The 26,127-nt window shown below is 51.0% G+C and carries 20 protein-coding genes and 3 tRNA genes; 6 read left to right on the top strand and 17 right to left on the bottom strand.

Annotation, left to right across the window (positions count from 1 at the left end; translation table 11 throughout):
• Positions 1-22: 22 nt before the first annotated feature.
• A complete protein-coding gene (locus B9Z32_RS08840; protein ID WP_108420847.1) occupies positions 23-436 on the bottom strand; it encodes a VOC family protein in 414 nt (137 codons plus the stop codon).
• Between the two features lie 421 nt (positions 437-857).
• Between B9Z32_RS08840 and B9Z32_RS08830 the strand changes: the two genes are divergently transcribed.
• Positions 858-1,448 carry a carboxymuconolactone decarboxylase family protein gene (locus tag B9Z32_RS08830; RefSeq protein WP_108420846.1) on the top strand — a complete coding sequence of 197 codons (591 nt, stop codon included), beginning with the start codon at positions 858-860 and terminating at the stop codon, positions 1,446-1,448.
• 36 nt (positions 1,449-1,484) lie between these two features.
• Positions 1,485-2,489, top strand: coding sequence for a tripartite tricarboxylate transporter substrate-binding protein (locus B9Z32_RS08825; RefSeq protein WP_108420845.1), 1,005 nt, complete (start codon positions 1,485-1,487; stop codon positions 2,487-2,489).
• A 32-nt stretch (positions 2,490-2,521) separates the two neighbouring features.
• Here the strand turns inward: B9Z32_RS08825 and B9Z32_RS08820 are convergent, their stop codons facing one another.
• From B9Z32_RS08820 to B9Z32_RS08750, 15 genes are all read right to left on the bottom strand, one after another.
• The gene (locus B9Z32_RS08820) at positions 2,522-3,712 is read right to left on the bottom strand and encodes an OsmC family protein (RefSeq protein WP_108420844.1); all 1,191 of its coding nucleotides are present in this window, start codon (positions 3,710-3,712) and stop codon (positions 2,522-2,524) included.
• A gap of 2 nt (positions 3,713-3,714) precedes the next feature.
• Positions 3,715-4,263 carry a redoxin domain-containing protein gene (locus B9Z32_RS08815; protein WP_108420843.1) on the bottom strand — a complete coding sequence of 183 codons (549 nt, stop codon included), beginning with the start codon at positions 4,261-4,263 and terminating at the stop codon, positions 3,715-3,717.
• 13 nt (positions 4,264-4,276) lie between these two features.
• The gene (locus B9Z32_RS08810) at positions 4,277-5,152 is read right to left on the bottom strand and encodes an ABC transporter substrate-binding protein (RefSeq protein ID WP_108420842.1); all 876 of its coding nucleotides are present in this window, start codon (positions 5,150-5,152) and stop codon (positions 4,277-4,279) included.
• 3 nt (positions 5,153-5,155) lie between these two features.
• Entirely contained in the window at positions 5,156-6,139 is a 984-nt protein-coding gene (locus B9Z32_RS08805) for a tripartite tricarboxylate transporter substrate binding protein (protein ID WP_108420841.1), read from the bottom strand.
• 728 nt (positions 6,140-6,867) lie between these two features.
• Entirely contained in the window at positions 6,868-8,304 is a 1,437-nt protein-coding gene (locus B9Z32_RS08800; protein WP_108420840.1) for a DUF1501 domain-containing protein, read from the bottom strand.
• A 4-nt stretch (positions 8,305-8,308) separates the two neighbouring features.
• On the bottom strand, positions 8,309-9,994 hold the full coding sequence (locus B9Z32_RS08795; protein ID WP_158268198.1) for a DUF1800 family protein: 1,686 nt from the start codon (positions 9,992-9,994) through the stop codon (positions 8,309-8,311).
• Between the two features lie 493 nt (positions 9,995-10,487).
• Positions 10,488-10,561: transfer RNA gene (locus B9Z32_RS08790), tRNA-Cys, on the bottom strand.
• A 73-nt stretch (positions 10,562-10,634) separates the two neighbouring features.
• A tRNA-Gly gene (locus B9Z32_RS08785) sits at positions 10,635-10,710 on the bottom strand.
• Positions 10,711-10,806: 96 nt separating this feature from the next.
• Complete coding sequence (gene lon / locus B9Z32_RS08780; RefSeq protein WP_108420838.1) at positions 10,807-13,239, bottom strand: endopeptidase La; 2,433 nt, start codon at positions 13,237-13,239, stop codon at positions 10,807-10,809.
• Between the two features lie 104 nt (positions 13,240-13,343).
• Positions 13,344-14,609 (bottom strand): ATP-dependent Clp protease ATP-binding subunit ClpX, encoded by a 1,266-nt coding sequence (gene clpX / locus B9Z32_RS08775; protein WP_108420837.1) that lies wholly within the window; start codon positions 14,607-14,609, stop codon positions 13,344-13,346.
• A 125-nt stretch (positions 14,610-14,734) separates the two neighbouring features.
• On the bottom strand, positions 14,735-15,343 hold the full coding sequence (gene clpP / locus B9Z32_RS08770; protein ID WP_028820264.1) for an ATP-dependent Clp endopeptidase proteolytic subunit ClpP: 609 nt from the start codon (positions 15,341-15,343) through the stop codon (positions 14,735-14,737).
• A 62-nt stretch (positions 15,344-15,405) separates the two neighbouring features.
• A complete protein-coding gene (tig, locus tag B9Z32_RS08765; protein ID WP_108420836.1) occupies positions 15,406-16,719 on the bottom strand; it encodes a trigger factor in 1,314 nt (437 codons plus the stop codon).
• Positions 16,720-16,739: 20 nt separating this feature from the next.
• Positions 16,740-16,826, bottom strand: a tRNA-Leu gene (locus tag B9Z32_RS08760).
• A gap of 94 nt (positions 16,827-16,920) precedes the next feature.
• Positions 16,921-20,073 (bottom strand): efflux RND transporter permease subunit, encoded by a 3,153-nt coding sequence (locus B9Z32_RS08755; RefSeq protein WP_199219964.1) that lies wholly within the window; start codon positions 20,071-20,073, stop codon positions 16,921-16,923.
• 3 nt (positions 20,074-20,076) lie between these two features.
• Positions 20,077-21,192, bottom strand: a complete 1,116-nt coding sequence (locus B9Z32_RS08750) for an efflux RND transporter periplasmic adaptor subunit (protein WP_108420834.1) — start codon at positions 21,190-21,192, stop codon at positions 20,077-20,079.
• 80 nt (positions 21,193-21,272) lie between these two features.
• Between B9Z32_RS08750 and hpnC the strand changes: the two genes are divergently transcribed.
• The 3 genes from hpnC to hpnE are packed head-to-tail and all read left to right on the top strand — an operon-like array spanning position 21,273 to position 24,303.
• Positions 21,273-22,091, top strand: coding sequence for a squalene synthase HpnC (hpnC, locus tag B9Z32_RS08745; RefSeq protein WP_108420833.1), 819 nt, complete (start codon positions 21,273-21,275; stop codon positions 22,089-22,091).
• 26 nt (positions 22,092-22,117) lie between these two features.
• The gene (hpnD, locus tag B9Z32_RS08740; protein WP_108420832.1) at positions 22,118-22,957 is read left to right on the top strand and encodes a presqualene diphosphate synthase HpnD; all 840 of its coding nucleotides are present in this window, start codon (positions 22,118-22,120) and stop codon (positions 22,955-22,957) included.
• Between the two features lie 14 nt (positions 22,958-22,971).
• A complete protein-coding gene (hpnE, locus tag B9Z32_RS08735) occupies positions 22,972-24,303 on the top strand; it encodes a hydroxysqualene dehydroxylase HpnE (RefSeq protein WP_233248151.1) in 1,332 nt (443 codons plus the stop codon).
• Here the strand turns inward: hpnE and B9Z32_RS08730 are convergent.
• A complete protein-coding gene (locus B9Z32_RS08730) occupies positions 24,295-25,032 on the bottom strand; it encodes an HAD family hydrolase (protein WP_233248150.1) in 738 nt (245 codons plus the stop codon). The genes hpnE and B9Z32_RS08730 overlap by 9 nt on opposite strands.
• On the opposite strand from B9Z32_RS08730, the gene hemH reads away from it, so the two are divergent.
• Complete coding sequence (gene hemH, locus B9Z32_RS08725) at positions 25,021-26,121, top strand: ferrochelatase (protein WP_108420830.1); 1,101 nt, start codon at positions 25,021-25,023, stop codon at positions 26,119-26,121. The genes B9Z32_RS08730 and hemH overlap by 12 nt on opposite strands.
• Positions 26,122-26,127 lie beyond the last annotated feature (6 nt).

Raw genomic sequence — 26,127 nt, 5'->3', positions numbered from 1 at the left:
GGCCTTGCTTGCCATCACTGCTTTATTTGGCAAACAAGCTGGCTGGGTTTGCAAAGGCTTTGAACTCCACCGCATTGCCACAGGGGTCCAAGAAAAACATAGTGGCTTGTTCACCCACTTGGCCCTTGAATCGAATGTGGGGTTCAATCACAAACTTGGTTCCTGCCTGTTTCAGTTTCTCTGCAAGCACTTCCCACTGGCCCATTTCCATGACCAAGCCAAAGTGCCTGACAGGCACGTTGTCGCCATCGACGGCGCTCGTATTGTGATGGCCGGCTTCAGAAGGACTTAAGTGCGCCACAATTTGATGGCCATAAAAGTTGAAGTCGACCCACTCATCGCTGGAGCGCCCTTCAGAGCAGCCTAATAAATCGCCATAAAAAGCCCTGGCTTTTGCCAAAGACGTTACGGGAAATGCCAAGTGGAAAGGTTGCATGATGTTCTCTGATCAGATTCAAAAAAACAATTTTGCCTCAAACCTTGAGCACTTGATCAAATGCAACCCAAATTTCAAATGATTTCACGATTGTTTATGATGAGATAAGTCATCAACTTCATTGACAACTCAAGTGACCGCCGCTCCATCACCTTTAGAAAAAGTCAACTGCTGGCAGTGCAAGCATTTCGCTACGAGCTGGGACCCTAAGATGCCCTACTCCTGCAAATTACTTGGGTTCAAATCTCAAGCCTTGCCCTGCATTCAAGTGATGAACACTGATGGCCGCCCCTGCTTAGGGTTTGATCCTAAAAACAATCTTGTTAAACCAAAAACTTAAGGCAATAGCAACTTGACTCAGTCATTCAACGTTCGGGTTTGTACCCCCACCTCTTTCCTTGGTTCTTCCTAGAATTTGAGGATGAACGAACGCCTAACTCAAATTTCTTATTCTGAATTGCCAGATTCAGTTCGGCCCTTGGCTGATGACATTCTCAAAGTTTCCAGTGCCGCACTTGGGGGCCCCTACAACGCATTGCTGCGAAGTCCTGACATGGCAAGGCGCTGTTTTGATTTTCTAGATTACCTTCGATTCAGAACCAGCGTTAACAAGCGCTTGAACGAATTTGCCATTTTGATTCAAGCCAGAATTTCAAATGCGCAATACGAATGGTGGGCTCACGAAACCATTGCCCGAAAAGCCGGTTTGTCTGATGCAGTGATGAAAGATTTGCAACTTTGCAAACGCCCCACCAGCATGCAAGAAGACGAGCGCTTGGTTTACGACTACTGTGTTCAGCTCAGCTTGAATCACAGAGTGCCCGATGCACTTTGGCAAGAAGCCGTAGACAAAATGGGCGAGCAAGCGGTTGTTGATCTCACGGTGCTGTCGGGCACTTATGTGATGGTTTCAATGCTACTAAACGCCACACAGGTTGGCATTCCTGGTGGCGGCGCATGGCCACTGGAAGTGCTTGACCCCATCGAAATCAGACAGCGCCTACTGGGGTAAAAACATTTTTTCATTGAATTCAACAGGACCTTCACCATGAACTCGACATTCAATTCAGCGCGATCTTTTCAAGCCAAGCTTTGCAAGGTAGTGGGTGTATTGCTGCTTGGCGCTGCCAGCTGTGTGTCTGCGCAAGACTTTCCAGCCAAGCCCATTACCATGGTGATGCCCTATGCGGCTGGCGGCCCTGGCGACACCATTACCCGACTGTTTGCAGGCTCGATGCAAAAAATACTGGGCCAACAAATTTTGGTTGACAACACAGCTGGCGCTTCTGGCAGCATTGGAACAGCTAAGGTTGCCAGATCTAGACCAGATGGCTACACCTTGCTCATGATTCATGTGAGCCATGCCACCAACTTGGCCATGTACAAGAATTTAAGTTATCACCCCGTTGATGATTTTGAACCCATTGGCTCGGCCACCAGTGGCCCCATGGTGATTGTGGCGAGAAACGAATTTCCACCCAAAGATTTGAATGAATTTGTGGCCTACCTCAAAACCAATCAAAACAAAGTCAGCCTTGCGCATGCAGGCGTTGGCTCTGCCTCACACTTGTGTGGTTTGATGATGATGAATGTGTTGGGCGTCAAACTTAATGAAATTCCATACAAAGGCACAGGCCCAGCGCTCACTGACTTGATGGGTGGACAGGTCGATATTCTGTGCGATCAAACTTCTGGCACCGTCCCCTCGGTGAAGACCAACAAAATCAAGGCCTATGCTGCAGCCGGCAAAAGCAGACTGCCCTCCTTGCCAGACACTCCTGCCATTGCAGAAGCTGGGGTGAGAGGCTTTGACATCAACATTTCATTTGGCCTCTATGCACCTAAGGGCACACCCAAACCTGTATTGGACAAACTGACCGCTGCTTTGCAAAAGTCTGTTGCCGATCCAGATGTGATCAAACGCTTGGATGGCATGGGTGTATCAGCGGTAAGCGTTGAGCAAGCCACACCAAATGCACTAAGAGCTCATTTGAAAAATGAGATTGAAACCTTGGGCGGCCTGCTGATTAAAGCTGGCGTACAGGCCAATTGAAATTTTTGAAATTTTTGAAATTTCAAAAGGCGTTATGACACCGCTTGACCATTCAAAACCAAGCTCACCTGGGGCGCCAATGACTGACCTAAAGCTGCGTGCAAGTAGCAGGTGCGGGCCGACATTTGCATGAGTCGTTCCATCACCTCATCGGTCTCGTCGGTCTGAACAAACACGTGTGTGTCTAAAGGCTGGGCCTGAGCCACACTTGATTCAATGCGGCAAGGGCTGAGCTGCACCATGCGCAGCGCCCTGACTTTCATGTGATGGTGCTCTACATAACGCAGCAATTGCGTCATGAAACAAAACGCAATGCCAGCATAGGCATGCGCAAGTGCACTTGGGGCTTGGTCGCCCACAAGGCGGTCATCGCTTTGAATGGCGAAGGCAGAGCCGCCCAGCCTATTGGCCCAAGTGACGCTGCGGCCCAAACCATCGGCCAATTCGGAATGACCATGAATAGGAATATCCACACGCCCTGCCTCCCAGCCTGAAGGCGATGTGGGGTTTTTAACTTCAACGGGCTGGGTTTTGCTGACGATGTCTTGCAGCGTATCGGTATTGGCAGAGCTAGCCAGCGGGGTGGGCGCCTGAGACCAAGTTTTGAAAGGGTCATCAACCGTGGCCGTGCTAGAGGCCAATTCGCGCAAGGTTACGCGCCGTCCATTGGCGTACAAAGCAAAGGTGTTGTGCAAAGGCGTGGCCCACGAAGCCAACAGGGGCGAAGCCGCCACCGCCTGCCGCACCAGACCCTGTACCTGCTGAGCAGACGCTGAGCTTTGAGCACGCACCTGAAATCGCGGCGCATAAGCATGCCCCACACCGGTACCTTTGAAGAATGAGCCCTCGAACATGTAGTCGTTTTCCAGACTGCTGCTTAAGCTAGTCAGAGAAATGTCCTGCGCCTGTGCCAGTTGTCTAACGCGTTGCAGCAGATCGGCTTGCAAGCCAGCAGACATGTAGCCCAGCGGAAACGGTGCAAGGTCTGTGCCCTTGAGCGCGGGCCCCTCGTCACTGACCATGCGCCAGCTCGAGCCCGTCTGCCCCTCTTTCACCACAGCTTCTTTCTGATGACCCCCCATGGCGCGCGCATGCGTGATGAACACATCTTGGGCGTCGTGGATGCCCAGCACGCCTGGCCGGTTTTGTCCTGCTTGGGTTTTGAAGCAAAGTGGATAGCCTTGGCCATCAATGGCGTCGGTGCGGTGAATGCTGTCGGCCATGTTCAAACCTCGCCTGTGTACTCACCGCGAGCGGGATAATCTTTCTGAATTGCAAAGTCGACGGCCGCTAGCAAATCGGAAAAGGATGGGCGCGCGAAAGGCATGGTTTGCGTGGATCCATAGTAGAGGGTTTGGTCAGGCTTGATCAGAAAAACACCGGGTTCGCTGAACAAGGCTGGCTCATCCAATCCAATTGAAGTTTTGCCCTTGGATGTGCTGATGTACAAGCCCCATTGCCTGGCCAAGCCAAGACCCAAACCGTAGGCAAACTCAATGAAACGGCCTTGCACCTTGTCTGCCATGGCCTGACCTCGTGTGACCTCATCGCTGCTGATGGCAACGATTCGCACGCCACGTTTTTGAAACTCTTCTCCCAAGCGCTCCAACTCCAACAAATATTTGGCGCAAATGGGGCAATGCAAGCCTCGATAAAAAACCAGCAAATCGAAACGCTCACCAGAATTTTGACCGCTGACATAGCGGCCACCGGTGGTCAAAGCCAAATCAAGAGCAGGCACAGTTTGGCGGGGTATCAATGCGATCGGGTTCATGGTGAGTCCAAAATTAAAAGAAATAACTGGCAGGTTCGGGCCTTGGTTTCTGGCCGACTGATTCATTGCGCCAAACCAAGTCAATGACCTGAGACATGCCTTCTGCAGAAATTTGAGGCATGCCTTGACGTTGCAAATTTTGCAATGCGTTAAGTGCAGAGGGGGCTTCAGCACCTAAATGTTTGAGCGCAATCTCGATGGCTTGTGCTTGATTGCTAGGCTCCAAAAGCCAACGCCAAGCTTCAGCCCAGGCGCTTTGAAATCCCTTTGCCAATAGAGGATGCGACTCAGCCCATTCGCTTCGGGCAGCAACCACGGGGCCGGGGTAACTAGGGAAGGCTTGGCGTGTGGTGGTCAAACGGACAAAGCCATCATTGACCAAGGCTTTGTCCAAGGGTGGATTAATGAAGCTGGCCATCAGTTCACCGCTGCGCAATGCTTGAACGCGTTGCTGACTGTCACCGACTTCTACCAATTGGTAATCGTTGGATGTCCATCCCAAAGAGGACAACAACTGAACCAGCAACAATGCATAACCACTTCGGGCACCATCAACGGCTATTCGATGGCCTTTGAGTTGTTCTATATTTTGAATGGAAGGCGAAGCCACAAGCGCCACATCGGGGGGATGTGACTGAGCGGCCAGCACACACAGCTTGGTGCCATTCAAGCCTGCACGAACCACATGGTCGGGCAGTTGTAACCCAACATCAAATTTTCCCTCGCGCAAGCCTTGCATTTGCACTGTAGAAGCGCCTGTGTGCGTAACACTGCATTGCACACCATGCGCTTCAAAAAAGCCTTGGCTTTCAGCAACAAACAAAGCCCAGACTGGAAAGCCTCCAGAAATATAGGCAAGCCGAAGGGCAGAGTTTGATGAAGGGTTCACAGCTCAGTCCAATTTAGCGCCGCTGGCCTTCATAACTTCACCAAGCGTTGCTGCTTCATCTTGAATGAATTTGTCAAACGCAGCGGGCTTCATTTTGAAAGGCAATGCACCCAGTTTTTCAAAGCGATCACGCACATCCGGCAAGTCGACAATGGCATTGATTTCATCGTTCATTTTGTCCAAGATTGCTTTGGGTGTTTGTGCTGCGGCCAACATGCCAATCCAGAAATTGAATTGACCTTGTGGGTAGCCCTCCTCTGCCATGGTGGGAATATTGGGAAAAGCCACAGCACGTTTTTCGGAGCTTACGGCCAATGGCACCACCTTGCCTTCGCGGATCATGGTCACGCTAGAAATGAGGGGTGCAAACACGTAATCGACGTTGTTACCTGCAATGTCAACCAACATCTGTGGCGTCCCTTTGTAAGGTACGTGGTTACCTTTGAGTTTCAAACCCACTACAAATTTTTCTGCATTGACATGCGCTGCACTGCCAACGCCTGCACTGGCGTAGTTCAAACCGTTTGGCGTAGCTCTTACTTTTTCAACCAACTCTTTGACAGTCTTCACGCCCAATCCTGGCGCTGCCACCAAGGCACTGGGCAAGGTACCCAGCGGACTGACACCAGCCAAGTCTTTCAATTGGTAATTAAGCTTGCTGTACAGAACCGGATTGACCACGTGACCCGTTGAAACCACCACAAACGTATAACCGTCTGGTGTTGACTTGGCAACCGCGGAAGTGCCAATGGTGCCACCTGCACCCACGCGGTTTTCGACCACCACAGTTTGACCAAGACGGGGGCCTAACTTTTCACCGATGACACGCGCCATGATGTCGGTGGCACTGCCTGGTGTAAATGGCACCACAAATGTAATTTGTTTATTTGGCCAAGCTTGCGCTTGAGCGGCAAAAGACGCGCTCAGGGCTATCGCGCCGATGAGTGCTGAAACTTTAAATTGAATGACACTGTTTGATTTTTTCATGATTGTCTCCTCGGAATGGTTGTTTAAAAACTATGACTAAACTTGCTCTTCGCATGCAACTTAACAGTGGCGTTTCCACCGTGAAACTTTATTTGACTCTCAAAGCGAAGTGCCAGTATCACGCCTTTTAAATCAAGGTTTAGTTTTGTGAGATTCAACCACAAAATCTCGGTGAGTTAACCTCCTGAATTAAAGTCCCATCGGTATTCCACAAACTAACAACTAGGAATAAGAATATGGATATGACTTTGTCATGAATAAGACCTACCCGGGTGAAGTAGTCACCAGTCTTCAGCGCCGCAGGCGCTGGACCCCAAAGTGACCTGCCCCCTCCCTGCCGTACCAAAGTGATGGAACAAAGTCCGCTAATTTCGGAGAATAGCGGCTATGAAACAATCCAACTTTGCCGAGCTACATGCTCATACTCCCCTGTTGTCCAACGTTGGACAAAGATTCTTGAATTTTTAGATTACGTCTGCAAAACAGTGATTTGTGTGCTGTCGATCAAGGCTATTGAGCCGATCTTTCACCTGCGTCCAAGCACAGCCTTGAGCTTCAGGGCGGGGCATTTAACGAAAAGCAAATAGGTGATTTTGAAAATTGGCTTTTTACGCCGAAATCTTACGACTTTGTCGTTATGACGACTTGGCCAAAATACCGGGCCACTCCACGCCAGACTTAGCGCACTTTGAAAAACTGATGGGTCAAGTCAAAGTTTTAGCTGAGGCTTAAGATTTAAACAGCCCCAACTTGTTCAGGTCGAATTTGCTGGCGTTGGGCAATACTGTTTTGACGTCGGTAGAACTCACACCAAACCACGTTGCCAGTTCTGCCCCAAGCTGTTCAATGGCGGTAGAAGGCAACAGCCTGCCACTGCCAACTTGTTGGGTGTGGGTCAATCCAATTTCTGGCGCAATGCCAAAATATCGACCCCCATTGACCGCGCCGCCCATCACAAAATGGTGGCTACCCCAGCCATGGTCCGAGCCATCGCCGTTGGAGGCCAGTGTTCGGCCAAAGTCTGATGCCGTGAATGAAGTCACCTGGTTGCTTTTACCCAAGGAAATCATGGCATCGTCAAACTCCTTCATGGCGGAACTCAATTTTTGAAGCAAGGCAGGATGTTGCGTTGGTAAAAAATCGTGCAGATCGAAGCCCCCCATTCCCACCATAAAGACCTGCCGCTTAATACCCAATACGGACTGCTGCTCTATCAGTCTGGCCACCATTTTGAGCTGCGCTGAAAGAGAGTTGGTTGCAGATGTGGGAAACAATGAATTGACAGTGGTGGATGCCGTGGTGCCGATGGCCGAAAGAATACCATCGTAGGTGTCCAGTGCACGTTTGGTAACCGTTGAATAATCGTTGGCCATTGGAATGGCACTTGATTGAGTGATCAATGTTTGCAGCGCATTGGCACATGTTACAGAGCCAAACAAAGATTTGCTCCTAATGGCATTGACGGTGGTGGCGCCCGAGGTGCTCATTTGGTACGAAATTGCATTTTGGCCAGACAAAAACAGGGCATTGCCATTGACCGATATACAGGTTAAAGCAGAGCGCGAGTTGCCGCTCATGAGAAGATCGGCAGCGCGTCCGCCCCAGCCCGTGGCAGCACCTTCTGCTTGATAAGAAGATTGCCAATAAGCCTGCTGATCATTGTGCGAAAACAGCTTGGGTGGCAAGGGCACCGACTTGTTGTTGTATTGGGCCAGTGAAGTGGGTACAAGCAAGGGGCCGATGTTCATCAAGACAGAGGCCCGCTTGTTTTCAAAGACAGACTTCAATGCAGACATTTCTGGATTGAGGGCCATTTGTCGGCCACCACTTAATGGCGTGCTCAATGCGGTAGCGGCCAGTGCATCGCGCGGGATGGCAATGCCATCGTAAATGCTCCCAGCCGTGATGGTGCCTTTGCGGATGTTGAAGTAGGTGCTGTGGGTGCTGAGGTCGTAGGGAATGACGGTGTTGTAGTGGTCGTTGGCACCAAATAAAAACACACACACCAAGGCCTTGTAATCGTTGGCCGATTGGGCTGCCGCATTGGCCATCAGCCCCAGGCTGCTGGCCATGGGCATACCCAATCTTTGCAGCGCAATAACCGCGCTGCTTTTTAATATAGACCGGCGGTTCCAGTGTTGCGGATTGTCAGCAGAGTGGCGCATAAATTCACCTTTGAATGAGGTAGTCTGGGCTGCTCATTAGCATCAGAATGGCAGCGTAAATGCGATTGAGAACACCTACATCTGTAGCGGCCGAAATGCTGCCGACGGCTGAAGAAATGAGGCTTAGATTGGCGTCAGACACATTGCCAGCAGCAAGGCACAGGTTGAGATGTGCCACCAAACTGACCGGGTCTGCTGCCAAGGTTTTTTCATAGCTGTAATCTGCTTTGACATTGCGCGCATTGTTCACGGTGACCGCCATGTAGTTGATATAGCTCACCACGGTGGGTTCTGTCAAAATTTGAAACTCAGGTGCCAGCAAATTTTGCGCGGCCAATTGTGTTTGTGGCGGCATGTACCCGGGCCTGAAAAAATTAAACACGCTGGGTGCACGCAGCGGCATTTGTCCTAGCGTGGTGTCGGTGTCTGTATTACCCAAAGTCCAAGCACCATCAGAGGATGTGGCGTTGAAGGTGTGGCCCCATTGCAAAAGACGCACAACAGGTTCTGTGAGCTTGCCAAAGCTTGGGGGAGGATTGGTTTGCCTGGCTTCCGCATCCGTCAAGATGGCCGACCACACAGCTTTCAAATCGCCTCGAATGTTTTTGCCATTGTTTTCAAAAACCTTCACAACTCTGCCCACATAGGCGGGCGAGGGGTTACTGGTGACCAAGCGCTGAATCAATTGTTTGACCACAAACGGCGCAGTGTTGTTGTGATTAAAAAGGGCGTCCAGCGCTGTCTTGAGACTTGTAATGCCATCTGTGCCAGCAGGAATCACCACGTCTAAAAATCTTTTTTCTTCGGGGCTGTGAAGACTGGCATTCAAGCTCATCGGCAGGCCATGTCGGTAGGCGGTCGCTGCCAATTCAGCTTGTGGGTCTGTGCCGGTGGCATTGTCCCAGCCTGTAAAAACGCGGGCCAAGCCCAGCACATCGTTGTTGTCGTACGTTTCAATGGGCTTGCCCAGTGAATCCAATTTTTGGGTTCCGTCCGAGTTGAGTTCATAAAGGCCAATGGTGAACAACTGCATCACTTCTCGCGCGTAGTTTTCATCGGGCGCTCTGCCCGTGGTGGCATTGAATTTTTGGCTGCCCTTCATGTTGAGATACGTACCCATGGCCGAGGACAAGGTGACACCCTCTAACAAATCGCGATAGTTGCCCAATGCATTTTTTTCAAGAACGTCCCAATAATTGGCCAGTGCAAAGTTGCGCCAGTTTATGGGCAGACCCAAATACGATACAACAAAAAGCTCAGACAAGGCAAACGTTGCGCGTTGGCGCAAGAGATCGGTGGCCCCAAACAATTTGGCCCACATGGCTTGAGACCAACCCCCGTCGCCATTCACATTGGTGCTCACCGCAGCGTCGTTAAATCCCTTGTTAATGAGCCAACGCGTCATGCTCAGACTGGTGGGCGTAGCGGCTTGGCCATTGATCCAGTTTTGTGAACCTGTAGATGCCAAGTCTCGAATTTCTGCCAGAGTTCCGCCCCATGTGGCTTGACGAAGAAAACGAGAAGCGTCTGTTAATTTGGCATTGAGCTCTGCGGGGCTTAGAGAATTTAAGGCCGTGTTTGTAGCGGCGCCAGTGCCACCCCCACATGCTGAGAGCGCAGAGGCACTAGCCAGAACAGTCAGCGCAAGCAGATTGCTGTCTGATATTTCAACTTGTGTTGTTTCGATCATCATCGCGTCCCTGTTCAAATTTGGATAGATACAACAGATTTTGGATTTGATGTTACTAAACTTAATTGGCTAATTGGTGTCAATAAATGGGTCAGATGAACATTAATTTCCAATCAGGGGTGATAAAGACTAAGGGGGGGGGGCTGAACGATTTCTGGTACCCCAGTATGAGGAAGCCCTAAAACTCGAAACCACTTTGTCCAAGGTTGGACAAAGATTCTTGGATTTTTATATTGCGGCTGAAGAACAGTGATTAACCAGTCTGGATAGGACCACCTCGAAAACGGGGGGTGGGGAGTGGGCGGGGTCTTGAGAATACAGAAATCCAGTATGCGTATGGTGCGCGGCATCGTTGAGCTAAAAGGTTGATGCCATTTTCAAGAACTGGTATTCTGTCCTTCCCTTGTCCTTTTAACCCCGGAAGAATACGACTAAAACGCACAAAACAAAAAGCCCCTTGCGGGGCTAAATGTTAATTTCAAAAGAGAAATGATGGAGGCGCGGGCCGGAGTCGAACCGACCTACACGGATTTGCAATCCGGTGCATAACCGCTTTGCTACCGCGCCATTTTTGATGACAAAAAAGGGAAGCTGTTGCTTCCCTTATTTGCTGAACAATGTTGGTTCATAGTTCAATGTTTGGAGCGGGATAAGAGGCTCGAACTCTCGACCTATACCTTGGCAAGGTATCGCTCTACCAACTGAGCTAATCCCGCATTTGCAATCAACTCAGCATTCTATGCCAGTTTGACAGCGTTGGACGGATTGTAGCGCAATTTTTGTGAGAAATTAAAGCCTCTCAAAAATTTTGCTCAATGCTTGATGGCCCCTGCTTTGGGATCGGACTTTGCCTCTGAAACCACCGGTGCTTCTACTGCAGCAAGCTCTTCTTCTGGCAAGGGTTGGGGCATCTTTTCAAGGGCAACTTCAAGAACTTTGTCTAGCCACTTCACAGGCACAATTTCTAGGCCATTTTTGACATTCTCGGGAATGTCTTGCAGGTCTTTCACGTTGTCTTCTGGAATCAAAACCGTCTTGATGCCACCGCGCAAAGCGGCCAGCAGTTTTTCTTTCAAGCCGCCAATGGCTGTCACTTCGCCGCGCAATGTAATTTCGCCCGTCATGGCCACATCGGCCCGCACAGGAATGCCGGTCATGGCCGACACCATGGCCGTGGTCATGGCAGCGCCAGCGCTTGGGCCGTCTTTGGGGGTTGCGCCATCGGGCACGTGAATGTGCAAGTCTTTTTTCTCAAACACGTCGTCTTTGATGCCCAACATGCGAGCACGGCTTCGCACCACAGTGCGAGCAGCCTCTACCGACTCTTTCATCACGTCACCCAAGGAGCCAGTGCGTGTGATCACGCCTTTACCAGGCATGAGGGCGGCCTCGATGGTGAGCAAATCGCCACCCACTTCGGTCCAAGCCAAGCCAACCACTTGGCCCACTTGGTTGGCAGCTTCTGCGCGGCCATAGGTGTACTTTTGTACACCCAAGAAATCGTTCAAGTTGTCGGGGGTGACCAACACAGGCGCTGTCATTTGTTTGAGCAACAAGCTCTTGACCACTTTACGGCAAATTTTAGACAACTCGCGCTCAAGTGAACGCACGCCAGCCTCACGGGTGTAGTAGCGCACCACATCACGCACCGCAGCATCGCTGATATTGAGTTCTTCTGGCTTAACGCCATTGTTTTTCAATTGCTTCGGTAGCAAATACTTAATGGCAATGCTGGTCTTTTCGTCTTCGGTGTAGCCTGACAAACGAATCACTTCCATGCGGTCTAGCAGCGCAGAAGGAATGTTCATGGAGTTGGAGGTGGCCACGAACATGACGTCGCTCAAATCAAAATCTACCTCCACATAGTGATCGCCAAAGGTGTGATTTTGTTCGGGGTCTAACACCTCGAGCAATGCGCTGGAGGGATCGCCGCGAAAGTCGGTGCCCAGCTTGTCAATTTCATCAAGCAAGAACAATGGATTGCGAGTGCCCACCTTGGTGAGGCTTTGCAATACTTTGCCTGGCATGGCGCCAATGTAAGTACGGCGGTGACCCCGAATCTCGGCTTCATCGCGCATACCACCCAAAGCCATGCGCACATATTTGCGGCCAGTGGCTTTTGCAATCGATTGACCCAAAGATGTTTTGCCCACACCTGGAGGTCCAACCAAACACAGAATAGGCGCTTTCACTTTGTCAACGCGCTGCTGCACCGCCAGATATTCCATGATGCGGTCTTTGACTTTTTCAAGACCATAGTGGTCTTCGTTCAACACCACTTCAGCATTGCCCAAGTCGTGTTTGATTTTGGTCTTTTTGCTCCACGGCAAACCAGTCAGCACCTCAATGTAGTTGCGCACCACTGAAGCTTCAGCTGACATGGGTGACATGAGCTTGAGTTTCTTCAATTCAGCATCGGCCTTCTTGCGTGCTTCAGCAGGCATTTTGGCGGCTTTGATTTTCTTTTCAATTTCTTCGATGTCGGCGCCCTCTTCGCCTTCACCGAGTTCTTTTTGAATGGCTTTAACTTGCTCGTTCAAATAAAAATCACGCTGATTTTTTTCCATCTGGCGCTTGACGCGGCCACGGATTTTTTTGTCCACATTGAGAATGTCGACTTCACGCTCGAGTTGGGTAAACAAGTTTTCAAGGCGATCGCGAATGCTGGCCAAGTCGAGCACCACTTGCTTGTTTTCTAACTTCAAGGGCAAGTGAGCGGCAATGGTGTCGGCCAAGCGGCCGGGTTCATCGATGCTGGAAATAGAGGTGAGTATTTCTGGCGGAATCTTTTTATTCAGTTTGACGTATTGGTCAAACTGCTGCATCACAGCACGGCGCAGCGCTTCAATCTCGCTGCTTTGCTCGGCCTTTTCTGCCGCAACTTCCACCGGCAAAACGGTGGCCACAAAATGCGCTTCGCCATCGGTGATGTTTTTCACTTTGGCGCGCTGCTGTCCTTCAACCAACACCTTGACGGTGCCGTCAGGCAGCTTGAGCATTTGCAAGATGGTGGACACGCAGCCCACTTCAAACATGTCGGTAGCCTCAGGCTCGTCTTTGGCGGCCGTTTTTTGCGCCACCAGCATGATGCGGCGATCGGTGAGCATGGCGCTTTCAAGCGCTTTGATGCTTTTGGGGCGACCCACAAAGAGCGGGATGACCATGTGTGGAAAGACCACCACATCGCGCAGCGGCAACATGGGCAGGTCGAGTAATTCGGCGGGCAATGGGGTGTGTCCAGACATGTGATTCCCTAGGTTATTGGGGATAGATGGACCCTGTTTTCCCGATTTCAAGCCTTGAACAAGTAGGGTTTTTCATCGGGGTCAGGGGGTGGGCTGGAGAATATTCAAGCTTGCTTGGCCGACTCTCGGTAGACCAGCAAAGGAGTGTGGTTGTCTTCAATGGTGGATGCATCAACCACCACTTTTTCGACATTGCTTGTATTGGGCAAGTCAAACATGGTGTCGATGAGGGCTTGCTCCAAAATAGAACGCAAACCGCGTGCACCTGTTTTGCGTGCCAAGGCTTTCTTGGCAATGGCGTGCAGGGCTTCGGGTCTGATTTCCAGGTCAACGCCTTCCATGTTAAGCAACTGGCCAAATTGTTTGACCAAGGCGTTTTTGGGTTCCGTCAAAATTTGAACCAAGGCCTCTTCAGTGAGCTCGGTGAGGGTGGCCACCACGGGCATACGACCCACCAATTCGGGGATGAGGCCAAACTTGATTAAATCTTCGGGTTCAACTTCAGTGAAAACTTCGGTCAGAGAGCGTTGCTTTTTGCTTTTGACCACCGCACCAAAACCAATGCCAGAGGCTTCTGTGCGGTTCTCGATGACTTTTTCTAAACCTGCAAACGCACCACCGCAAATGAACAAAATGTTGGTGGTGTCAATTTGCAAGAAGTCTTGATTGGGGTGCTTGCGGCCGCCTTGCGGTGGCACGCTGGCCATGGTGCCTTCAATCAGCTTGAGCAGCGCTTGCTGAACGCCCTCGCCCGACACGTCGCGCGTGATGGAGGGGTTGTCTGATTTGCGGGTGATTTTGTCAATCTCGTCGATGTAGACAATGCCACGTTGGGCGCGATCAACGTCGTAGTTGCAGCTTTGCAGCAACTTGGACACGATGTTTTCAACGTCTTCGCCCACATAGCCAGCCTCTGTGAGTGTGGTGGCATCGGCCATGACGAATGGCACATCGAGCATGCGTGCCAAGGTTTGAGCCAACAACGTTTTGCCAGAGCCTGTGGGGCCAATGAGCAAGATGTTGCTCTTAGCCAATTCGACTTCGTCTTTCTTGGCAACTTCTTTGTGACGCAGGCGCTTGTAGTGGTTGTAAACAGCCACCGCCAAAGTGCGCTTGGCTTTTTCTTGGCCAATGACGTAATTGTCTAAATTGCTTTTGATATCAAGTGGTGTGGGCAGACCAGATTTGGCGTCTTTGGCAATTTCGGTAACAGGCAATTCATCGCGAATGATGTCGTTGCACAAGTCAATGCACTCATCGCAAATGAAGACCGACGGGCCCGCAATGAGCTTCTTCACCTCGTGCTGGCTTTTGCCGCAGAAGGAACAATACAAATTCTTTTCGGTAACTGAGCCTTTTTTATCGGCCATAAACGACGCCCTGTGGTTCTATTTTCCCTATGATAGCGAAAGAAAAACGGCGCTCTCCATGAAAGGGGGCGCCGTCTTCAAAAAACAGGGCAGAAATCTTCATTTCACCCCTGGTTTGTTGCGTCTCAGGGACGTTTTGCAATAACTTGGTCAATTAAACCGTATTCTTTGGCTTCATCGGCCGATAGATAGTAGTCGCGCTCGGTGTCGAGTTGGATCTTTTCCAAAGGCTGGCCGGTGTTTTCAGCCAATATTCTGTTGAGTTGTTCGCGAGTTTTGAGAATTTCACGGGCGTGAATCTCAATTTCGGTGGCTTGACCGCGCGTTCCGCCCAAAGGCTGGTGAATCATGACCTTGGAGTTGGGCAATGAAAAACGCTTGCCCTTGGTGCCAGCGGACAACAAAAATGCGCCCATGCTGGCTGCCATGCCGGTACACAGGGTAGACACATCGGGTTTGATGAAGTTCATGGTGTCGTAGATGGCCATGCCAGCACTGACCGAACCGCCGGGTGAGTTGATGTAGAAAGAGATGTCCTTCTCGGGGTTTTCGCTTTCCAAAAACAACAATTGGGCCACCACCGAGTTGGCGGTGTAGTCATTGACTTCGCCCACCAAGAAGATCACCCGTTCTTTGAGCAAGCGGGAGTAAATGTCGTAGGCGCGCTCACCGCGGCCTGACGTTTCGATCACCATGGGCACATTGCCCAAGGCTTGAATATCGAGTGAATTCATGGTGGTTCCAAACAGATGTTGGTAAATACGAAAAATGCGAGGCGCTTGGCTTAAATCGGCTCTTAAGCCTGTTGACCCATCAACTCGTCAAAGGAGATGGTTTTTTCAGTGACTTTGGCCTTAGACATGATGAAGTCAGCCACGTTGGTCTCAATGACCACTGCTTCAACTTCAGACATGCGCTGGTTGTCACTATAGTACCAACGCACCACATCGTCGGGACGCTCGTAACTAGAAGCCAACTCTTCAATGTGGGCTTTGATTTGCGCTTCAGTGGCGTTCAAGGTGTTGGCCTTGACCAACTCAGCCACCACCAAGCCCAAACGCACACGGCTTTCAGCTTGGGGGCGGAAGATGTCGTCGGGAATGGGGGCTTTGTCGGCGTCTTTGATACCGCGCTGTTTGAGGTCGGCGCGGGCGCCTTCTTTCAAACGCTCAATTTCGCTCTGCACCACTGAATTGGGCAAATCGAGCTCGGCTTTTTCAACCAAAGCGTTCATTGCGGCTTGTTTGTTGCGACCCAACAAACGGAACTTAACTTCGCGCTCGAGGTTTTTGCGGATGTCGGCACGCAGGCCTTCAACAGAAGCGTCTGCAATGCCCAAGGACTTGGCCAAGGCTTCGTTCACTTCGGGCAAATGAGCCGCTTCAATTTTCTTCACGGTGACCAAGAAGTCGGCTGTTTTGCCGGCCACATCTTGACCCTGGTAATCGGCAGGGAATGACAATGGGAAAGTTTTGCTTTCGCCATTTTTCATACCGCGAACAGCCTCTTCAAATTCTTTCAGCATCTGGCCTTCGCCCACCAAGAATTGGAAGTCGGCAGCTTTGCCGCCAGAAAACACTTCACCGTCAATTTTGCCTTCGAAATCGACCGTCACACGATCGCCATCGATGGCCGCTTCAGCAGCTGGGCGCTGCGAGAAAGTGCGGCGTTGCTTGCGCAAAATATCGACCGTTTTGTCAATGGCTTCTTCGGTCACTTCGGCGCTGAGCTTTTCAACCGTAGCAGCACTGAGGTCGCCCAATTTGACTTCGGGATACACCTCGAAGATGGCATCAAAAGCCAACTCACCTTCAGGTGCGCCTTCTTTTTCAGAAATGCGGGGTTGGCCAGCAACGCGCACTTTGGCTTCATTGGCGGCCAAGGCAAATGCCTCGCCCACTTTGTCGTTCATGACTTCGTACTGCACTGAGTAACCATAGCGCTGTGCCACCACGTTCATGGGCACTTTGCCAGGACGGAAACCGTCCATCTTGACGGTGCGTGCCATTTTCTTCAAACGAGCATCAACTTCAGATTGGATGACCGTCACAGGCAGTGACAAGCTGATTTTGCGTTCCAATTTTTCCAATGTTTCTACAGTAACTGCCATGGTCTTCTCTTGTTAGTAAGTGGTGCGCGGGGCGGGACTCGAACCCGCACAGTATTGCTACCGTCAGGACCTAAACCTGGTGCGTCTACCAATTTCGCCACCCGCGCGGGTCCCATCGATATGGGTTGAATCGGTCAACCTTCTATTTTAACCATGGAAGTGAGGACTTCTGGGCTGAAGTCCCCCTTTCCCTCGTCGGGTTTAGACTGATTTAGGTGGGGGCGCAATCTTGAACCAGGCGGCATACATGGCCGGTAAAGCCAACAAAGTGAGGGCTGTTGCCACAATCAATCCCCCCATGATGGCCACGGCCATTGGGCCCCAAAAAACACTTCGCGAGAGTGGAATCATGGCCAAAACAGCCGCAGCAGCGGTCAACACAATGGGCCGCAAGCGCCTGACAGCCGACTCCACAATCGCCTCCCAGGCAGGCACACCAGCAGCCCTGTCTTGCTCAATTTGATCGATCAAAATGACCGAATTTCGTTGAATCATGCCCATCAGGGCAATGACGCCCAGCAAAGCGACAAAGCCAAAGGGCCGATCCAGAACCAGCAAGGCGCCCGCAACGCCGGCGATGCCAAGTGGGCCGGTAATGAACACCAACAAAGCTCGGCTAAAACTTTGGAGCTGAAGCATCAATAGCGTGAAGGTGACAAACAGCATGAGCGGCATACCCGCCGCAATGGAGGCAGAGCCTTTGGAGCTCTCTTCCACTGCACCCGCCACTTCAATGCGGTACTCGCCAGCATCTTTTTCCTGCCATTGGGCTTCTATTTTTTTCAAATCGGGCAGCAACTGCTGAGTTACTGTGGCACCTTGAATACCCTCAATCACATCGGCATTGACCGTGATGGCGTAGCTTCGCCCTTCCCGCCACATCACGCCTGGCTCCCAATTGAACACTGGCTTGGCAATTTGCAACAATGGAATGGACTTTCCAGAAGCGGTGGGAACATAGGCGCCAGCCAAATCGGTAATGGCATCGCGCTCAGACTGGGGCTGTCTGAACACAATGTCAATCAGCTTGTCGCCATCGCGAAATTGGCCAATGGTCGATCCAGATGAAATGGTTCTAGAAGCTTGGGCAATGGATTGGCTGGTAACACCCAAAGCACGCGCCTTGGCTTGATCGACTTCCAAGCGAATGACTTTGACAGACTCATTCCAGTTGTCGTTCACACCGCGCGTGTTGGGGTTGGTGCGCAAAGCTGCCTTCACTTCGTCGGCCTTCAAGCGTAGCGCCAAAGGATCGGCGCCCACCACCCTAAACTGCACCGGGTAAGGCACAGGCGGGCCATTGGGCAAAAGTTTGACGCGCCCTCGAACCTCTGGAAATTCTGCAGCCAACACGGCGGGCAATTTGACTCGCAGCGACTCTCTGTATTTCAAATCTTTGGACACCACAATCAACTGAGAAACATTGGACTGAGGGAAAATTTGATCAAGCGGCAAATAAAAACGTGGCACGCCAGACCCCACCCACGTGCTCACTGAGTTCACACCTTGCTCAGCCATCAAGCGTTTTTCAACGCGCTTGGCCACTTCTTCGCTGGCCACAAAACTAGCACCTTCAGGCAACCACAACTCCACCATGATTTCTGGCCGACTGGAGTCTGGGAAAAATTGTTGTTGAACTTTGCCCATGCCCACAAAGCCCAGCACAAAAATAATCAGGGTGATGGCAATGGTTTTCCATTTATTGAACACGCACCAAGTGACAGCTCTGCGAAAGGCGTTGTAAAAAGGCGTGTCAAACATTTCATGAATAACCGCTTGTTCTGACGCGTTCACATGCGGTGGCGCTTTCAACAACAAGGTGCCCAAGTAAGGCACAAAATAAACCGAAGCCACCCAGCTGATTAACAAGGCAATGACGGTGACAGCGAAGATGGCAAAGGTGTATTCACCTGTGATGGATTTGGCCAAACCAATGGGCAAGAACCCAGCCGCCGTAATCAGGGTGCCCGTTAGCATGGGCATGGCTGTAAGCTCATAGGCAAAGGTGGCTGCACGCACTTTGTCGTAGCCCTCCTCCATTTTTCTCACCATCATTTCAACCGCAATGATGGCATCGTCCACCAACAAGCCCAAGGCAATGATGAGCGAGCCCAATGAAATTTTGTGCAAGCCAATGTTGAAATAATCCATGGCCAAAAACGTCACGGACAACACCAAGGGGATGGTAATGCCCACCACCAAGCCAGGCCGAATGTCTAGCGTCCAGCGGCGCCACAATGGATGGATGCCGGGGCGCTTGTGCAAACCCAAAGACAAGAAACTCACCGCCAACACAATGGCAACGGCTTCGATCAATGTTTTCAAAAACTCGTTGACCGAACTAGACACAGCTTGAGGCTGGTCTTGTACTTGAACCAATTTCACACCAACGGGCAGTGATTTTTCTATGTTGGCAATGCTCACTTTCAGGGCCTTGCCAAGCTCAATGATGTCGCCCCCTTTGGCCATGGACACACCCAAACCAATAACCGGCTCACCGTTGTGCCGCACTTTGACTTGGGGTGGATCGATGTAATCGCGCTTGATGGTTCCCAGATCACCCAATTTAATTTGCTGCCCTGAAAAGCCGCGAATTGGCATTTGCCGGAGTGACTCCAAGTTGTTAAATTGCCCATTGACACGAAGTTGAATAGCATCCTGGGGCAGATTCAAAGTGCCCGCCGATTCAATGGCATTTTGCTGTGCCAATTGGGCAATGACTGCCCCCATGTCAATGCCCATGACCGCCAATTTCTTTTGAGAGATTTCGATGAAAACTTTTTCATCTTGCACACCAAAAAGTTCAACCTTGGCAACATCTTGAACACGCAATATTTTTTGCCTGACATCGTCTGCAAATTTCTTCACTTCTGCTGGTGTGAAGCCATCTGCTTGCAAGGCATAAATCACGCCATACACATCTCCAAAATCATCTATAAAGAAAGGCCCCACCACACCCGTAGGCAAGCTGCCGCGCATGTCACCTATTTTCTTGCGCACTGTGTACCAAACATTGGCCACTTCAGAGGGCTTGGAATAGTCTTTGACTTGAAAAATAATCTGCGATTCGCCAGGTTTGGAGTAGCTGCGAATTTTGTCTGCAAAGGGTACTTCTTGGAGTGTTCGCTCCAGTTTATCGGTTACTTGCTCAGCCACTTGTTGGGCCGTTGCTCCAGGCCAATAGGCTCTTACCACCATCACTCGAAATGTGAAGGGAGGATCTTCGTCTTGGCCCAAATTGAAAAAAGCAAAGACGCCCAACAGCATCAAGACCAGCATCAAATACCGCGTGAGTGCAGGATGATCAAGGGCCCACTTTGACAGGTTAAAACCTGTTTTTGGTTCTGCGCGCATGATTTACTTTGTTGCAGGTGAAGGGGCGGCGGCGGCGTTGTAAACCGTCACTTTTTGGCCAGGTGACAAAACATGTACGCCTGCACTCACAATTTGTTGACCCGGCTTCAACCCAGAAGCAATGACCACCTCATTGCCATCAGCAGTTGCCACCTGAACCACTTGAGAAAGCACGGTGGCAGTTTGAGGGTCATACACCCAGACGCTGGTCTGATTGGCTTCTTGGCGCAAGGCGCTGGTGGGCACTTTGATCACATCTGATAGGCTTCCAGCAAGTTGGGGCGCTTGCACATTCAGGGTGATGCCCAAGGGCAATGACTCCGCTTTGTCTAGCCCTAGCTTGACAGTGAATGTTCGGGTAGCGGGGTCGGCACTCGCACCAATTTCTCGCACCTGGCCTTGAATGGTTTGCGGCGTGTTGCCCACAGTGACCGTCATTTTTTGTCCCAATTTGAGGCGCCCCACCACATGTTCAGGAACTGCAAAAACAGCATCGCGAGGACCATCGTGGGCAAACCTCACTACCGGCTGCCCTGCCGAAACCACCTGCCCTGGCTCAGCCTCAACAGCTGTGACCACACCAGAGACGGTGGCCATCAATTTGGCATACCCTGCTTGATTGGACTGCGCTTGGGCCTGCGCCAGCGCTTGATCCAATGAAGCTTGCGCGGCCTTCAGGGTGGTAGATCGCCTCTCCAATTCGGCTGCGCTGATGAAGTTTTGGGCCAACAGAGCCTCATAACGTTTGAAGTCTGCAGCCGCCAAATCGCGTTGCGAACGTGCTCCTACCACCAAGGCTTGAGCTGCCTGGGCAGCCAGCGCGTAGTCTTGAACATCGACTTCGGCCAACACTTGCCCAGCTTGAACCCGCTGACCAACTTCAGCTTGGCGCACCAAGATCTTGCCGCCCACCCTAAATCCCAATCGACTTTCAGTTCGAGCCCGCACCTCGGCCGCGTACTCCCCTTGCACGTTCAAATCGGATTCACCCACCGTGAACAATTTGACAGATCGAATGGGTTCCGCGGTTTCTTGTTTGGGCGTGCAAGCGGTTAAGCCCCAGCTCAAAAGAAGCAACACCATGGACAAAGAAGAAATGCGGGGAAAAGACTGTGGCATTGGAAAATCCAAATTAATGACTGACTGGTTAGTAATCTAGGGTAATCCATGATGCTTGTCAAGCGAAAATACAAGGATTCATGCCAAGCCATCAAGCCAATTCGAAGGAAGTCCAAGCCCTTCCCGTCACCCACCCTGAAAACTTTCCGGTGGCTTCGATTTTGTGTCCGCCTCACCTTCGGCCCGCCATTGCGGCCATTTATGCCTTCGCCCGTGCGGCCGATGACATTGCCGATGAGGGGCAAGAAAATGCGGCTCAAAGACTAGAGGCCTTGCAGAGTTTCAGACATGAGCTTTTGCATGGGCCAACGCAGCAAGGCCCTCATCCAGAAATCTTTTTGCCTTTGCATCAAGTGATCCAAGATTTCAAATTGCCCATTCAACACTTGAATGATTTGCTCAAGGCATTTGAACAAGATGTCTTGGCCACAGCGCAAAGCAGCCAAGCTAAAACCATCGATGAACTGCTGCAGTATTGTGAGTTGTCAGCCAACCCTGTGGGCCGGCTTTTGCTGCATCTTTATGGCGTGAAAGATGAAACCGCACTGCGCCAAAGTGATGCCATTTGCAGCGCCCTTCAATTGATTAATTTTTGGCAGGACCTGAGTGAAGACATTCCACGAGGCCGGTTTTATGTGCCACAAAATTTACAAGCTTCAATGGATAGAGGCCAACTTGTTCAAGAGCTTTGCCAACATGCCCGCGCGCTCATGATGTCTGGCGCGCCCTTGGTTCATGAGGTGCCCGGACGGGCAGGTTTAGAGCTGAGAGGAGTGGTTCAGGGCGGATTGCGCATTTTAGAAAAAGTTGAAAAACTCGGCCCCTTGGCTTTTCAACATCGGCCTACGCTAAAGGCATGGGACTTACCCGTTCTTTTCTGGAGAGCCACCTGGATGTAAGCCAGAGAGTGGGACAATAAAACACCATGACACCCCAAGAATACGTTCAACAAAAAGCGGCCAACTCTGGCAGCAGTTTTTATTACGCCTTTTTGTTTTTACCCGCCAATCGGCGAGCTGCCATTACTGCTTTCTATGCTTTTTGCCGAGAAGTAGACGACGTGGTAGACGAAATATCAGACCCCAGCGTGGCCCAAAGCACTCTGGCTTGGTGGCAAAACGAAGTGCTTCAATCTTTTGCGGGCAATGCGACCCACCCCGTCATGAAAGCACTGATAGTTCATACCAGCGACTATGGCATTGAAGCTCACCATTTGTTGTCCGTCATTGAAGGCTGCCAAATGGATCTGTCGCAAACACGCTATTTGGATTATGTGGGCTTGCAGCGTTATTGCCATTTGGTGGCAGGCGTGGTGGGCGAGGTGGCCGCTAAAATTTTTGGCCAAACTGACCCTCAAACAACCCAATACGCACACAAATTGGGCTTGGCTTTTCAATTGACCAACATCTTGCGAGATGTAGGTGAAGATGCCATGCGCGGCAGAATTTATTTGCCCATTGATGAGCTCAAACAATTTGATGTCAAAGCACAGGATCTGATGCAGCGGCAGTATTCAGATCGATTTACTGCCCTTATGAAATTCCAAGCTGCACGCGCACACAGTTTGTACGAAGAAGCATTTGCATTGTTGCCGGCCGCCGACAAACGAACTCAAAAACCAGGCCTCATGATGGCCAGCATTTACAGAACATTGTTGCGTGAGATTGAAGCAGACAACTTTCAAGTTTTGCATCAACGTGTTTCGCTCACGCCTCTGCGCAAACTTTGGCTGGCATGGAAAATTCAAGCCCTCGGCCGGCTCTAAGACCCACTGCCACAGTGAATCACAAACACTCTCAAAAAATTGCCATTGTGGGTGCAGGCTGGGCGGGTCTGAGTGCTGCCATTTGCGCCACACAAGCTGGCCATCAAGTTACCTTGTTTGAAGCCAGCCGGCATTGGGGCGGCCGCGCACGCAGCCTTGCCATTCAAGGCAAAAATGATTGGGTGCTAGACAATGGCCAACACATCTTGATTGGCGCCTACCATCAAAGTTTGCGCCTCATGAAGTCTGTCGGTGTTCAAGAAAATCTAGCGCTTTGGCGATTGCCTTTGCAATTGATCAAGCCAGACGGCACTGGCTTGGTTTTAAAAAATCTGCCATTCCCTTTGAATTTGCTTTGGGGCATTGCCACTGCCAAGGGATGGCGCTTGATCGACAAGTTGCGTTTGTTGCAAAAAGCTTTTGAATGGCAACGCAACACATTCTCTTGTGATGCGCACATGAGCGTGGCAGATGTTTGTCAAGGACTCACCCCCACACTCATGCAAGATCTGATTGACCCGCTGTGTGTGGCCGCCCTCAACACCCCATCTGAAGAAGCCAGTGGCCGTGTTTTTTTAAGGGTCATGCAGGATGCACTGTTGGGGCCTGCTGGCAGTGCCGACCTGCTCCTTCCCAAACAAGATTTGGGTCAAATTTTTCCGCACGCAGCCATCGAGTGGCTTCAAAGCAAAGGCGTTGAGTGCCGCTTGGGGGCACGAATTGAAAGCCTGCAATGGCTCGAAAACAGCACCCCATCTTGGCAAGTCGATGGCGCTTTCTTTGACCGAGTGGTGGTAGCCACTACGGCCAGTGAAGCCGCCCGATTGATAGAACCATTCAATGCAACATGGTCTGCTCAAACACAGCAAATTGAATACGAAGCCATTGCCACTGTTTACATTCAAGCACCCGAGCACGTGCAACTGCCTCACCCCATGATGGCCCTGATCTCGAACAAGAAAGCACCTGCACAATTCGTATTCGACAGAGGCTTAATTTGCAAGCATGCCAACACGCCAGGCTTGTTGGCCTTTGTGGCCAGTGCCGTTCGAGAAAGCAAACCAGTGCTTGAAGATCAGGTGATGCAACAGGCCAAAGACTTACTGAAAACCTTGGGGCATGTGGGGCATGTAGGGCATGACGCAGACCAACTTCAGTTGATTCAAACTGTGGTTGAAAAGCGGGCAACGTTTGCCTGTACACCCCATTTAAAAAGACCTTCGGCCACGCCCTACCCCAGCATGAGTGTTTGTGGTGATTACATCGAGGGCCCCTACCCTGCCACTTTGGAAGGCGCAGTGATGTCTGGCATTCAAGCCATTCAAGCCCTCAAAAAATTACCTTGATGCAACAGGCCACGCATCGCACAACGATTTCAAACACTTCACCGTGAACGGCGCGGGGTGTGTGTCATGTGCCCACTGTTTTTCATCACGGTTAACCCAAACTGACTGCATGCCTGCACGCTGTGAAGCCAACACATCCAAATGTGGATCATCGCCAATGTGCAGTACCTCTTCTGGCAATACACCGAGGGCTTGAGCGCCGGCATTAAACATCTTGGCATCGGGTTTGCTCACACCCAAGTTGATAGGGTTGAACGCCGCCATAAAATAATTGCCAAGGCCCACTTTGTGAATGTCGGCGTTGCCATTGGACAAAGCTACCAAGGGATACTTGGACTTCAAAAAGTCAAGGGCTGGCATGGCGTCTTCATAAAAAACGACTTTTTGCCGCGCCTCAAAAAAAACATCGAATGCTGGTTCTGCCAAGTTGGGATCTTCGCCCGCTCTTTGCAACAACACCCGAATAGATTCGCGCCTGAGGGCCGACAAGTCGTTCCCTAAATCGGGACGCAGCCCAGGCATTTCTTCTCTGATTTTCCTTTGATATCCCGGAATGGCGCACAAGGCCACAGTTTGCGGGGCTTTTTGGGCCAGCCAAGCTGCCAAGGTTTCCTCGGCGCGGCCAATGGTTGGCCAAACGGGCCACAAAGTATCGTCCAAATCAAGGGAGATTGCTTTAATTTTTAAAAAATCGATCATGGTGAGAGAGAATAACGCATGGCTTTTCAAAAAGAACCCCCTTTCAAACACGGACAAAGTGCCAAAACAGGTGTGCTTTACTGCAACCTAGGCACACCCGATGAACCCACCGCACCCGCTTTGCGTCGCTACTTGGCTCAATTTTTGGGTGACTCTCGTGTGGTCGAAATTCCCAAAGCGGTTTGGTGGCTCATCTTGCACGGCATTATTTTGCGCATCAGACCCGCCAAATCGGCAGCCAAGTACGCCAGCATTTGGACCCAAGAAGGCTCACCCCTTCGGGTTTGGACAGACAAACAAGCACAGGGCCTTCAAGCCGCGTTGAACGCCAAAGGCCATCATGTTGCAGTGAAGTACGCCATGACCTATGGCTCTCCAAGCATTGGCTCACAAATAGATGCTTTGAAATTGGAAGGTGCAACGCGCATTTTGTTGTTGCCTGCTTACCCACAATACAGTGGCACTACCACGGCACCCGTTTTTGACGCTGTGTATCGCTGGAGTTTGAAAGCACGAAACTTGCCGGAGTTTCGGTTTGTCAATCACTACCATGATGACGCCGGCTACATTGATGCCCTGGCAAAAAGCATCCAAAAAAATTGGGCCCAACATGGCCGCGCAGAAAAATTGGTCATGAGTTTTCATGGCGTACCAGAGCGCACACTTCAATTGGGCGACCCCTACCATTGCGAGTGCTACAAAACAGGTCGTTTGTTGGCTGAAAAATTAGGCCTCACCAGCGAACAGTACATGGTGACATTCCAGTCAAGATTTGGCAAAGCCAAATGGCTCGAGCCCTACACCGAGCCCACACTCATTTCACTGGCCCAAAGCGGCACCCAAAGTGTCGATGTGGTGTGCCCAGGATTTACCGGCGACTGCCTTGAAACTCTGGAAGAAATTAGCATGGAAGGCCGCGAAGCCTTCTTGCATGCGGGTGGAAAAACATTCAACTACATCCCTTGCTTGAATGATGAACCGGTTTGGGTCGATGCCTTGGCTGGCATTGCCTTGCAACACATGCAGGGCTGGCCCACGCAACACTCCCAAGTTGCCAATGCTGAGGCAGCCAACGCAAAGTCCAGAGAAGTGGCCTTGTCTTTGGGTGCAAACGACTAAGCGAGA

Source organism: Limnohabitans sp. MMS-10A-178, assembly GCF_003063375.1.
Classification (GTDB): domain Bacteria; phylum Pseudomonadota; class Gammaproteobacteria; order Burkholderiales; family Burkholderiaceae_C; genus Limnohabitans_A.
The sequence above is the reverse complement of the archived record's forward strand: the minus strand, read 5'-3'. Positions and strand labels throughout refer to the sequence as shown.

What these genes read in the sequence shown, in the direction of transcription:
- B9Z32_RS08755 (WP_199219964.1), bottom strand. Translation starts at nt 20,073, where the DNA reads ATGCGCGCAGAACCAAAAACAGGTTTTAACCTGTCAAAGTGGGCCCTT.
- B9Z32_RS08830 (WP_108420846.1), top strand. Translation starts at nt 858, where the DNA reads ATGAACGAACGCCTAACTCAAATTTCTTATTCTGAATTGCCAGATTCA.
- clpX (WP_108420837.1), bottom strand. Translation starts at nt 14,609, where the DNA reads ATGGCCGATAAAAAAGGCTCAGTTACCGAAAAGAATTTGTATTGTTCC.
- B9Z32_RS08815 (WP_108420843.1), bottom strand. Translation starts at nt 4,263, where the DNA reads ATGAACCCGATCGCATTGATACCCCGCCAAACTGTGCCTGCTCTTGAT.
- B9Z32_RS08820 (WP_108420844.1), bottom strand. Translation starts at nt 3,712, where the DNA reads ATGGCCGACAGCATTCACCGCACCGACGCCATTGATGGCCAAGGCTAT.
- clpP (WP_028820264.1), bottom strand. Translation starts at nt 15,343, where the DNA reads ATGAATTCACTCGATATTCAAGCCTTGGGCAATGTGCCCATGGTGATC.
- B9Z32_RS08825 (WP_108420845.1), top strand. Translation starts at nt 1,485, where the DNA reads ATGAACTCGACATTCAATTCAGCGCGATCTTTTCAAGCCAAGCTTTGC.
- hpnC (WP_108420833.1), top strand. Translation starts at nt 21,273, where the DNA reads ATGCCAAGCCATCAAGCCAATTCGAAGGAAGTCCAAGCCCTTCCCGTC.
- hemH (WP_108420830.1), top strand. Translation starts at nt 25,021, where the DNA reads ATGGCTTTTCAAAAAGAACCCCCTTTCAAACACGGACAAAGTGCCAAA.
- tig (WP_108420836.1), bottom strand. Translation starts at nt 16,719, where the DNA reads ATGGCAGTTACTGTAGAAACATTGGAAAAATTGGAACGCAAAATCAGC.
- hpnD (WP_108420832.1), top strand. Translation starts at nt 22,118, where the DNA reads ATGACACCCCAAGAATACGTTCAACAAAAAGCGGCCAACTCTGGCAGC.
- lon (WP_108420838.1), bottom strand. Translation starts at nt 13,239, where the DNA reads ATGTCTGGACACACCCCATTGCCCGCCGAATTACTCGACCTGCCCATG.
- B9Z32_RS08800 (WP_108420840.1), bottom strand. Translation starts at nt 8,304, where the DNA reads ATGCGCCACTCTGCTGACAATCCGCAACACTGGAACCGCCGGTCTATA.
- B9Z32_RS08805 (WP_108420841.1), bottom strand. Translation starts at nt 6,139, where the DNA reads ATGAAAAAATCAAACAGTGTCATTCAATTTAAAGTTTCAGCACTCATC.
- B9Z32_RS08795 (WP_158268198.1), bottom strand. Translation starts at nt 9,994, where the DNA reads ATGATCGAAACAACACAAGTTGAAATATCAGACAGCAATCTGCTTGCG.
- B9Z32_RS08840 (WP_108420847.1), bottom strand. Translation starts at nt 436, where the DNA reads ATGCAACCTTTCCACTTGGCATTTCCCGTAACGTCTTTGGCAAAAGCC.
- B9Z32_RS08750 (WP_108420834.1), bottom strand. Translation starts at nt 21,192, where the DNA reads ATGCCACAGTCTTTTCCCCGCATTTCTTCTTTGTCCATGGTGTTGCTT.